Here is a 13,141-nt window from a genome sequence, read left to right on the forward strand (position 1 = left end):
TCTTCTTTTACAAAGTAAAGAAACAGAGCAGGTGCTACTCTGTTTCATCAATAATTTCAAGAAGCCGTTTTTTATTCTGTTTGATTTGTTTTTTTCGATTTGAATCCGGCCAGTACTCTTTTCTGACAAACTCGGCAGGCGGCAGCGGAGTTCTGACGGCATGATATGAATCATCCAGGCCGCTTACCAAAAGGTGGGCGTTTGTTCCGCCAAAACCGAAAGCGCTGATGCCCGCCCTCCGTTTTCCATCCTTCCAGCTTCTCAGCTCTGTATTCGGATAAAAAGGCGACTTTTCAAATTCAAAGCGGGGATTTGGCGTTTCACAATTCAATGTAGGCGGAATTTCCTTATGCCATATTGATAAAATCACTTTAATGAAACTTGCCGCTCCGGCAGCGCTTAATAAGTGTCCGATATTGGTTTTTACACTTCCTACTCCGCAAAATTGCGTTTTGTTTGTGTCTCTTCGGAATACTTTTGTCAGAGCCTGTAGCTCAATCGGATCTCCAATCATCGTACCTGTGCCGTGAGTTTCGACGTAGCTGACTGATCCGGGAGTGATATCGGCTTTTTCAAATGCATCTTGAATAACCTGCTCTTGAAGCTTAGGATTCGGGGTCGTAATTCCCATTGTCGCACCGTCGTTATTAATAGCTGATGCTTCAATGATACCGTATATCCGATCTCCGTCCGCTTTCGCTTTCTCGAGCGGTTTTAACAGAACAGCGCCAAAACCCTCTCCGGGTACAAAGCCGTTTGCCCTTTCATCAAAAGTAAAACACTGACCGTCCGGCGAAAGAGCTCCTCCTTCTGTTAACATCAGGTAAGGAATTTCATCCAAAAGCAGATCCGCCCCTCCTGCCAGCGCCATCTCTGAATCACCGTTTTTTATGCTTTGGCAGGCTAAATGAATGCTGACTAATGAAGAAGAACAAGCGGTATCAGAAACCATGCTTGGACCGTGAAAATTAAAGAAATGCGACACGTGTGAAGCAATAAAGTTTTGACTAAGCCCGACGATGTGGCTGCTGCTTTCTTTCGGCAGTTTGTGACCGTAGCCGCCCATTCTGGAACCGACAAATACGCCGACTTTTTTTCCCGATAATTCTGTTTCTTCATAACCGGCATCCCGTACAGTCTGTACACTCGTTTCTAAGAAATGTCTTATCAGCGGGTCCGTTTGGATGGCTTTCTCCTCTTCCATGCGGAAATACTCCGGATCAAAGCTGCCGATTCCATTGATAAATCCTCCCCATTTGCTGATGCTTTTTCCCTTTTGCTGCACCGGAGAGTAATTTTCTTCTATATTCCACCGGGAATCAGGTACTTCTTTAATATGATTCTTCCCTTTTTTCAGATTGTCCCAAAATTCCTCTTTATCAGCCGCTCCAGGGAACTTACATCCGATTCCGATAACAGCTATCTTTGCAGAGGAAGCCGTCTGCGGTTCTGTATTTCGGCTCGTCACAGACTGCATATCATGCTGATTGCTGCTTTGAGAATCAGTCTGTTCGATTTGTTTTTTCAACGGCGGCGCCGTCTTACCGATATATTCCGCAAGACCATGAATCGTGTTGTGTTCAAGAAGCACAGTAGGGTCAATTTTTTTCTGAATCATTGCTTCTATACGATGTATAATGCTGACAAGAAGTATAGAATCCACACCGTATTCCTGAAAATCCGTATTTGGGTTAAGCTTTTCAAGGGGAATGCTCAATTCCTCGGCAAATACGGCAGAAAGTTCACTGACAAGCCCTTCTGAATGATCAAAAGTGTCGGGAGTCTCCTGTCTTCGCACTGGAAATGAAGCCTTGCCGGTTTTATTGATATTCAGGAGACTGTCTGCATGAAACACTGTTCCTTTTTTCACGATAGGAATGATATTGGCCGATTTTTTCTCCAGTGCATGATACAAAACCGCCAGTCCTTCCCGTGTGGAAAGAGAGTCCAATCCCAATTCATCATATAAAGGACTCGTCACAGTACCCATTCCGACTTCTTTCCAGCTCGGCCAATTGATGGACGTGAAATACGTTCTCCCCTTTTGAAAATGATAAGCCGCGAAATAGTCCATATATGCGTTTGCAGACGCGTAATCAGTCATTCCTTTCGACAGTTTGGGTGACTGTGCAGCAATTGATGAAAATAGAATAAAGAAATCCAGCGGCCTATTATTAAAAATCCGCTCCAAATTCTGAAGTCCAGTGACTTTCGGGCCGTACACCGTCTTAAATTCACTCATTCTTTTATGAATAAAGGCCGGATTTCCGCCGCTGTGCAGTCCGGCACAGTGTATGACACCGCTTATATCTTTAAATTCAATGCTTACTTGGTGAAAGAATGAACGCAGCCTCTCTTCATTTGTGAGAGAACCGCTGTAATACAGATAGTTGACACCTTTCTCTTCAAAACTTTGAAACAGTTTGATATTGCTGACTGTCTTTTCGTCCTGTCTGCCCTCTTTCAGCAAATGATCCCATTCACTTCGCAAAGGTAATGGACGCGTCCCCGTCAGCACGAGTTTTTTCACTCCCCGTTTCACCAAATCTTCAGCTATTGCTCTGCCAATACCCCCTGTCCCGCCGGTAATCACGATGGCTTTATCCGCAGGAAATGAAACAGGCCCGCCGGTATGGATTCTTTCTTCTTCAAAATACGGAACATATCTGACGCCGCTGCGGTAGCATACTTCATTCTCTCCGGTACATTGCGCCCTTTCATTCTCAAAGATTTGTTTCAGCTCATGCGTTTCTTTCATGCTGTCTATATCTATTGTTTTCACATGAGCAAAGCCGTATTCCGCAGAAAGGGCTTTCAGAAAAGCCGCTGATTCTGCCCCCGTCAGCTTTGGTTTTTCCGCTTTAAATACCTGCAAGCCATTGGTGATTTGTAAAATGGATAATGGTGTTTCCTTTTTACTCCGCTTAATTATTTCTTGTATAAATAAGAATTTACCATATGGGATGCCGTTCTGATTGTCACTCTGGTTTCCGATATCTGAGAAATCAAATATATTTTCGACCTGCCGCTCACCGCCCGAGAAGATCTCACGGATAACGTCGTATGCGTGGTTTTCATCTAATAAAGAACACTTAAACATTTGATCAGAGTGTTTTATAAATGAAGAGTGATGTTTTATGACAATCAGATTCTCCTGATCTATATCCGAACAAATGGTGCGGGCAATTGATTCTGTGTCTTGATTTACAAATGCTACTGTCAGTCCGTACTCTTTTGTTTCGGATGGATTTACAAACGGATTCTCCCTCCATTTTTTTTGCAAGTGATGTTGAAAAGAATGCTGAGGGATCTCTGCCTTCTCAGTCCTGGACGGAACCCAATAACGTTCTTTTGCAAACGGATAAGTCGGAATTGAGATCCGTTTACCCGGCTGCTGTAAATGTTGATGAACGGATTTCCAGTCGATATCCGCCCCCCAAACCCATAATTGAGCCAGCTTTTCCGCTTCACCGTTCTCAATAATGGTCTTTACAAACAATTCACCTGCTCTGCCTTCCGTTAACGCCTTCATTTTTTCAGCGAATGCATCTGCTGATTGCTGATTAACATATACGCCTGGAACTTGCTTGTCACCGCGGCAAAACTCAAATAATTTATCTTTCATTTCTTTAAGAGAGGTACCGGTAATCGCCGCTCTGGCCTCCATCGCTTCTCTGCCCGATTGTGTAGTGTATGCCAGATCCCGTAAAACGACGCTTTCCGAATGGCCGGCTTCCATCACTTCATTCGGGAACATGTTTCTTATCGCTCCGGCATATTCCTTCAATAAGTATTCAGTAACCGCTTGAATGGAGGCGCAATCAGTTAATTCATACATCGTGAGTTCAATATGAAACATTTCGTTAATAAAATCCGCCATCCGGCTTAATTCCAAAGGCCCTACGCCAAATTCACTCAGGTGATCAGCAATATTAATTTCTTCCGGATGGATATGAAGCAATTCCGAAACAAACGGTTTGAGTACTTCATTCACCTTTTCTTTCATATCAGGCTGTTTATCCTTTACTTCAGGACTTAGTGAACGTTGAATAAAATCTTTCATGTTTTCGGCATACTCAAGAAGACGTTCATTGTCTTTGGCAGATAACAGGACAATATGCGGTTCGTTCTCAACATGTTCTGTTGAGACGTTTGTTTCTTCATATTCTTCTATAATGATATGAACATTCGTTCCTCCGGCTCCGAATGAGCTGATCCCCGCTCTTCTCGGAACAGTTACTGTTTTTCCGTTTTCCTGCAGTTTCGGTTTCTTCCAGTCTTGCAATGACCGCTGTACATAAAAGGGAGATGCTTTAAAATCAATATTTGGATTCAACGTCTCCGCATGTATGGAAGGAAACAGTTTTTTCAGTTTCATTTGCAAAAGAACCTTTGTCAAACCGGCAATTCCCGCTGCGGCCTCAAGATGGCCGATATTTGATTTGACAGAACCGATTGAACAATATTGAGTGTGCTCCGTAAATTCCCGAAACGCTTTTGTTAATCCGGTGATCTCAATCGGGTCTCCCAGAGAAGTTCCCGTTCCGTGAGCTTCAATATAACTAATTGTACGAGGGTCAATACAAGCTTTCTGAAGCGCGTCCTGTATCAGTTCAGACTGACCATTTGGATTAGGAACCGTAAAACCGTTTGTTCTCCCTCCGTGATTGACCGCTGTCGCTTTAATCAGCGCATAAATATGATCTCCGTCCCTTACCGCTTCCGCCGCCGGCTTTAAAAGTACGGATCCCACTCCTTCTCCCGGTACATAACCGTCACCGCCCTCGCCGAATGTACGGCACCGGCCATCACTTGCAAAGAAGCGGCTTTGATTTAATAATGTATATTTATTCGGATGAAGCGTAAGATTGACCCCGCCCGCAACAGCAAGGGTGCTTTCTCCTCTTCGTATACTTTCACAGGCTAAGTGAATGGCGTTAAGAGAGGATGAACACATTGTATCAACCGCCATACTCGGCCCCTTAAAGTTAAAGAAATATGATATTCTGTTTGCTATTGCAGAAAATGGAGACCCGACGGCCAGTTCATTTCCTTTAAGTGATTCTTCAACGCCGAAAAATTGATAGCTTCCATATGTGACGCCTGCAAATACTCCGACCTTTTTGCGGGTCAGATCTGAAGGTTTATAACCCGCATCCTCTATGGTATTGTACACTGTCTCTAAAAAGAGGCGTTCCTGAGGATCAAGAAAAGCCGCTTCTTTCGGTGATATCCGGAAAAATAAAGGATCAAACCGGTCTGGATTTTTCAGAAAACCTCCCCACTTATAGCAGCTTCCCTCCAGCATTTCCTTCCGGTCATCAGGAATTTCGCTTACGCAATCCCGTCCATTCATCAGCACATTCTGGAACTCCCTGATGTTTTCCGCACCCGGGTATCTGCCGCTGACACCGATAATGGCTATATCAGCAGAAAGGGGATCGGCCGAAATGTGCTCTTTTGAATCTTCTCCTTCAGAGCGTAACGGCGCTTTTGTTTCCACTGGTTTTCTTTTTGGCTTTTTTTGATATGAAACAAGTTCAGATGTGCCGGCCGGGTTCAGCAGTTTCATCATTCGTTCGCTGTGATGACTCAGGAAATATTCGGCTAACTGCGATATTGAATGATATTCAAAAAATAATGTTTTCGACAATCTGCCGATACTTTGCTCCAGCTTTTTGGTCAGACGCATGATCATCACTGAATCAATGCCGTATTTCTCCAGATATTGTTTTTCATCTATGAGTGAGGCCGGTAATTTCAATTCCTCTGACATTATATTTTTCAGATAACTGATTATATTTTGTCTTAATTCATCATTTTGCAAATCAGCATCTTCCTGCTGCTTTAAATGAAAGCTGATTGTGCCGGCACGCTTCAGCACATCCTCAATCTTTTCTTTACGGCCTTTCAGGGCAATCAGCTGTTCAGATGATTGACACAAGCTGTTCTCCAGAGCCTGTATTCCGTCACTGTCATCTAACGGGTCAAGACCGAGTTCCTGTTTCATGTAGGATACTCCTTCATCGTCAATATTCATCCCGCCGGAAGTCCATAGCGGCCAATTGACTGACACTACCCTTTCGGCAGACTCTTTTGCGGTCATAACTGCTGCATACTGATCCAGAAAGGCATTGGCGAAAGCATAGTCACATTGGCCGGCTGAGCCGAAGACTGCCGATGTGGATGAAAACAAGACAAGTAATTCAACTTTCATTTTTTTGATTTCTTCCGCCAGCCACAGCGTGCCATAAACTTTCGAACCTGTGACTTGATCAATTTCTTCTTTTGTCTTTCTTAAGATAAAAGAGTCACGGAGTACGCCGGCACTGTGAAATACTCCATGTAAGGTGCCGAACTGCTCTTTTGCAAAAGCAAATATCCGTTCAGCATCACTTTGTTTTGAAACATCAGATCGGATATATTCAACTGTTGAACCTGAACTTCTTAAATATTCGATCTTTTTCTCCTGCTCTTCAGTTAAATCAGAGCGCCCCGTTAATATGAGATTCGCTTTCCATTTTTCCGACAGATGTTTTGCCAGAATATAACCGAGACCGCCCAGGCCTCCTGTAATCAGATAATTCCCATGATGTTTCAGCGGCTGGGTTAAATCGAATGAGCCGGCTTTATTATAGCTTTTCGTAAAACGTCTGCCGTTTTCATAGCGCACTTCAAAATGAATATCCCGTTTTTCGTCAAACTCTCTCTGATATATGTCCGCTATTGCAGGAAGAGCGGCTCCCGCACCCTCTGATTGCGTGATATTGATAATCTGATAGTGAAAATTGGGGTGTTCCTGGTGAACGGTTTTCACCAATCCGCCGAGCGCATGATGCAGCGGCAGTTGTTCTTTATTCTCTGTTTGAAAAATATGCGTCAGCTTTATTATCTTTTTCCATTTTAGTTCAATCAGCGCCTGTGTAATATACAGAAGAGAAAACAATCCGTTTTCCAATTGTTTCTGTATACCTCCTTTACTCATGTCAGCCTGAGAATCAGACCACAAGTGAAGAATCTTTTCGGGCAGCTGATAATGATCATGAATGTATCGGAACAGCTTTAGATAATCGTGTTTTTTCACGTGGTTCATACAAATCGTATCATCATGTAAAACAGCAAATTCTTTTCCGCGGATGACAAACAAGAGAGTACAGCCCTTAAACAAACCGCTCAATTCTTGTATTTGCCGTTCATTTTCTGCAAAAATCAGGAGCAATCCCGTCAAGGGTACGCTCTTCTTACTCGGAATGAACGATTCTGTCCATTCCGGCTTGTAATAAAAAAGCGGATGGTTCGATGCCCGTGATTTTTGATTCTGAATGGATGTCACACGGGCATAGCCTTCGTCAGCCGACATTTGTCCTGTTTGAATCAGATCAAGAATATCGCTGATTTGTTCACGTTTTCCGTTCATCATTCTTCCCCCATTAATTGTTTCAATACAGCCTTCTGATCAATATCATTGGTTTCCAATTGACGCAGGAGACGAATGAGTTCATCGTCCGTCTGAACAGTGTCTTTTTCATGACCATACCTGAATCTCACATCTCTGCACTCTGCCAGAATGCTTCCGTTTCCATCTGTAAATGTCATATGACACGTTACATCACGGCTGTTCTGCCGGTTCTCTTTTTGAGTATAGACATAAAAATTTTGAGCGAGAGGCTGATAGACATCCGCCGCTCCCATTCCGATCAATTCCGGGAAGGTTTCTCCGCTGACAAAAAACGCACTGGCTTGAATCGCGGACTCAAGCGCTTCAGGAGAGATCGTAAAATTCTCTCTTTTTGCATAAAGCTCATCCGGCAATGAATGAAGCGACAGCATTCCGTCACTGTTTTTCGCTGATTCAATGACAAAAGGCGCTTCAGCCGGATGTTCAGTCATTTCTGATTTGACTTCAGCAATATCAAGCGCTTCAGGAAGCATACCGCTTTCAGGCTTAACAATATGCGCATTTCCCCTGGCAAGACGTACTTTATTCTCATTTTTTGTGTTTGCATATATCTCAAATCGCGCAAAGCCGCGCTCAGGCGTCAGCGTAATCATCAGTTCCCGTATATCAGTCATTCCGTTCATGCTTTCGGTCCACAATAAATCAGTCAATGTATGAACTGGTTGTCCAAATGCCTCCGCTGCATTGACGATAGCCATTTCAGCCAAAGATGCATAAGGGAAAAAGGACACGTTTCCTTCAGACAGACTTAGTGCAAACGGATGATTACGGCTGATTTTTTTCGTGAAACTGAACTGATTAAAATCGGACGTGTTACTCCCCAAGAAAGGGTGACCCGGCTTACTCACATCCGCTGAAGCAAGTGCGTCCCCTTTTTCCGCTATCCAATACCGCTGTTTGATCAGCGGTTGTCCCGGAATAGAAATCCTGCGAGCATTCCGATTCACCTCAAAAGTCTCCCAATCTATCTTTCTTCCATTTACCCATTTGGATGCTGCTTCGGCGTAATCTGAACAAACGTGAGGCATTTCATTGTGAACTTCTGATTCGAATGTATGACCGGTATGGCTCAAGCTGCTTTTTTCACCCCTGATATAAGCTGAAAGCTCTTCAGCAATGACCTGCCCGGAATCTGCCACTATCGCCAGCCGTTCTTCCATATGATCGCGTCCCGTCTGAAGTGTATAGGCAATATCCTGAAGACGCAGTTTATGATTGTTATCCTTCGATTCATTTTCTGATAGAAAATCAGCCATAACCTTTGCATATTTTATCAGCCGTTGTTTGTCTTGAGCCGATAAAACAAAGATCACTCGGCCGCTTTGATGATCAAAAGCTTTTGGCGGCTCATACGCTTCCAATATAAGATGCGCGTTTGTCCCTCCTGCCCCAAAAGCGCTTACCCCGGCTCTCAAAGGATGAACAACATTGCTGTTTTGCGGAATATTCCATTCAGCCGCTTTCCGCTGCACTTGAAAAGGAACCTGATCAAAATCTATAAACGGATTAACAATATCGGAATGCAGAGAAGGAACAAGCTGCTTATTCTTCATTTGGAGAAGCACTTTCGTTACCGCAGCGATTCCTGCCGCAGATTCTAAATGTCCGATATTTGATTTCACCGAACCGATGGCGCAAGGATGGTTCAATTGATAGGAATCTTTCAGTCCTTGAATTTCAATCGGATCGCCTAATGACGTCCCTGTTCCATGCGCTTCAATATAATTGACGGTGTTCGGATCAATGTCAGCTTTACGAAGCGCTTCTGAAATGACCTCCGCCTGCGCATCCGGATTCGGTATGGAATACCCGCTCGCCTTTCCTCCATGGTTAACGGCGCTTCCCTTAATCACGCCATATATTTGATCTTGATCTTCTATTGCTTTTTTCAATGGTTTTAACAATACGGCTCCGACTCCCTCACCGGGAACATAACCGCTTCCGTCTTTTCCAAAACTCCGGCATCTGCCGTCACTTGATAGAAACTGTCCCATACTGAGGAACTTATATTTATTCGGATGTATTGACAAATTCACTCCGCCGGCTAATGCCATATCGCTCTCTCCGCAATGTATGCTTTGGCATGCGTAATGAATAGAGGTCAGTGATGAAGAGCACATTGTATCCAGAGCCAAACTCGGACCTTTTAAATGAAAATAATAAGACACCCGATTGGCAATTGAAGAATAGACGGACGCCGGCGAGAAAGCCGCTCCGTTTTCTTCCCCTTCAAATAGTTGATATTGGCCCCACATTGCACCGACAAATACACCGACTTTCATCTTTTCCAGCATGTTTCTCGGGTACCCTGAGTCTTCAAAACAATTTTTGGCCGTTTCTAAAAAGAGCCTTTCCTGGGGATCCATAAGTTCTGCTTCCCTTGGGGAAATATGAAAGAAAAGCGGATCAAATTGATCGGCTCCGCTGATAAAACCTCCCCACTTGCTGTAAGACTTCCCTTTCATATCTCTGTCTTCGCTGAAGAAATCATCCATATTCCAGCGGTCAGGCGGGATTTCTGTAATACAATCTTTTCCGCTCTTTAAATTCTTCCAAAATTCAGGTAAGTCTTCAGCCATCGGATACTTCCCGCTTAATCCGATAATGGCAATGTCCTCATGCCTTGTATCAGCTTTCTCATTTATTTGGATCTCGCAGTTTTCATCCTCTATGAAGGTATCTTGAAGTACAGATTCTAATTTTTCTTTGTCACCTTCAAACACGATCAGCTGTGATGCGTTCAGAGAGAGTGAATCTTGAAAAGCTTTGATCCCATTGGTTTTACTAAGGGGAACCATACCGATTTTTTGTTTCATCCATTTTTCAGTTTGTTTATCCACTTTCATGCCGCCGTCTTCCCATAGCGGCCAGCCGATGGCTACTGAGACGCCGGAGCGTTCTTTTTTCCGCCTCATTCCTTCACGCCACTCAGCGAAAAGATCAATGAACCGGTTGGCCAATGCGTAATCCGTCTGTCCGATATTCCCGTACATCGAGCTGCTTGATGAAAACATCACAAAGAAGTCCAAAGGTTCGGTTTGCAGCAAGCTGTCCAATAAGACCGTCCCATTTATTTTCGGAGCGATCACTTCCTGAATTTCATCTTTTGATTTTTGAATCAATAAAGCGTCGTGCGTCACACCGGCACTGTGTATCACACCGTTGATTTCTCCGAATTGCCTTTTTATGGTTTTTATGATTCGCTCTGCATCGCGGCTATCTGAAAAATCACCTCTTATATATTGAACCGAAGAACCGCCTGCTTTCATTCGGCTGATTTTGTTCTTTTTGTCTTCCGTAAGTTCAGAACGGCCCGCTAAAATAATATTGGCTTTCGTTTGGGCTGCGATATGTTCTGCAAATATAAGGCCTAAGCCGCCGGCCCCTCCTGTAATCATGTATACTCCGTTTTCTTTAAAGGAGAAACCTGAGTTTTGAGCCGGTTCCGCTTCCCGTAAGGCACGGACCCAGCGCACATTTCTTTCATAATAAAGATCGGTTTCTCCCGGATGCGCTTCCGTAGATTCGACTCTGATGATTTCAGCTGTAAGTTCCGGCAACGATGACTTGTCTGAAACTGATATCCCGATTGTCTTAAGGGCCAGTTTCGGGTTCTCAAGCAAAATAGACTGCCCTGCGCCATGGACTGAAGCGTAAAGCGGCTGATCATTTTTATGGTCCGCCGGATAAAGGAAAAGCGATACAACCTTTTTTTCCGCCTTGCTGCGCATCAATGCCCGGCTGAAAAAGAATAGCGGGTAAGCCCCTTTAGAAAGCTGTTCACTTATTTTTTCCGGGCCGGCAAATGACCCTTCCGGCCACCCGTAAACCACGGTGTCGGGCATTTGCCCCCTTTTTTTCAGATCAGCTGCAAGCCTGTCAAAGTGAGCTTCCTCCCTGTGATCTATCTCATAAACACCGTCTCCGTGATAGGAGAAACGATTCCCTGATAAAACGAGAATGATCTGTGTATTTTCGAATCCATTTTCAGCATTTTCCCGCATAAAATGAAAAAGCTCTCTGTCATATTGAAACAGCAGGCATGTTCTTTTCTTTTTATTTCCGCAATTCGGGTCCCAAGCGGCAGCCTTTTGTCTCCAATGCGGCGTTAAATAGGTCAGAGCCGTATGATTCTCTCCATGATGAAGAGGGCGGTCTTTTTCAACGGAAGTCTTTTCGCCGCTCTCTGCAAAATAATTTGCAAGTTTTTGAATCGTCGGATACTCAAACAATAAAGTAGGGTACAGTTCCCTGCCTGTTTTCTCTTCCAATGCCTTTACGGCTTGCATAAGTGTTACGGAATCGAGGCCTTGTTCATAAAAACCTTTTACAACAGAGAGTGTTTCAGGAGCAGTCCCTTTGATATCTGCGATCAGCTGCTGAATGTCTCCTTCTGTTATAAGAGCGGAAAGATTTTCGTTCTTACTTTCTTTCAAGTCAGGCTTTTCAGCCGGTAGATTTCGCGTTAAGAAATAACTGGACATTTTTTGATTTTCTTTAATATACGCGGCGAGTTCCCGGATCGTTTTCTGCTCAAACAGGAGTGTAGGATACAGCTGTTCCCCTGTTTTGTTTTCAAGTTCTTTGACAATGGCAAGCAAAGAAGCTGAATCCAGGCCCTGTTCATAAAAACCAATGTCTGTCCTTATGTCACGCAGATCTATATTTGAAACCCCGGATATTAATTCTTTAAGGTGTGTCTCGATGCTTTCGCTTCGATTTATGATTGAATCTTTTCTGATCAGGCTGTCTTTTGGCTGAGAAGCCGCTTCAGTTTCCAAACGAGTCTGCTTCAGGTTTTCAATTAAATCTTTTGAGCGGATATGTTTCACAGACAGCCGCGTAAAATAAGCGATCATCTCCCCGTGTGCATCGTACAAACCGTAACTTACTTGGATGACATCCCCTGAATCATGATTTTGGTCTTGCTTCTCTATGTACACATAACACCTGTCTTCCAGGCGCTTCGTCATACGGAAAGATTCAATATGAATGGGAATATACGTTTTCATCCGGCTTGCCGGAGATCCTTGTGTAAAATATTCGGGACATGCCTGATAAAGGATCGATATGATGGTAGACGCATCAAGAAAAGTGGGATGCAATTGAAAATAGCCGGTATATTGATTGGCAATTTGGCTGAGCGTCAACTCTGCAAGTACAGAATGGTCAGACGCATAAACCTTCCCCAGACTCTTCATAAATTCAAAATGCTCTATATCGACCTTTTTTAAATAGTCATAACATATCTCCATATCGGCTTCACGGACGGAGGCATGTTTGATTTCATCAATATTGATTGAACTCATGCTTTCCGGGATTTTCGGCATGAGCCTGCAGTTCATATTCTCATCCCAGCTTTCATCCAGAATGCGGTCATCTTTTACTTTTCTGCTCTTCGCCTGAATTTCCCATCCCTGTTCCAATCCCTGAAAACGGATGCGGATTTCTCTGTCAAAGGTATCCGATGTTGCTACAGGTTCCAAATACAAAATATTCTGACACTCGAGTTCTTCAATAGGCAAACCTTTGCTCAGCGCCATACGGTATATCATATCTAAAAATGTGACACCGGGTATAATCCGGGTGCCATGCACCCGGTGATCCCTGACAATATAGTCCGTATGTTTAATTGTTAATGTGAACTGATAGTTTTGTTTACTGGCCACCTGTCTCATTCCT

The 13,141-nt window shown here is 43.8% G+C and carries 2 protein-coding genes; both read right to left on the bottom strand.

Translation table 11 applies throughout. From position 1 onward, the window contains the following. Nucleotides 1-34: 34 nt before the first annotated feature. On the bottom strand, nt 35-7,417 hold the full coding sequence (locus CXL14_RS15915; RefSeq protein WP_032863758.1) for an SDR family NAD(P)-dependent oxidoreductase: 7,383 nt from the start codon (nt 7,415-7,417) through the stop codon (nt 35-37). Continuing rightward, nucleotides 7,417-13,128: a type I polyketide synthase gene (locus CXL14_RS15920; RefSeq protein ID WP_014417645.1), complete on the bottom strand. Its 5,712-nt coding sequence runs from the start codon at nt 13,126-13,128 to the stop codon at nt 7,417-7,419. The genes CXL14_RS15915 and CXL14_RS15920 overlap by 1 nt, the downstream gene beginning before the upstream one ends. Nucleotides 13,129-13,141 lie beyond the last annotated feature (13 nt).

This window comes from Bacillus sp. SJ-10 (genome assembly GCF_002843505.1).
Lineage (GTDB): Bacteria > Bacillota > Bacilli > Bacillales > Bacillaceae > Bacillus > Bacillus velezensis.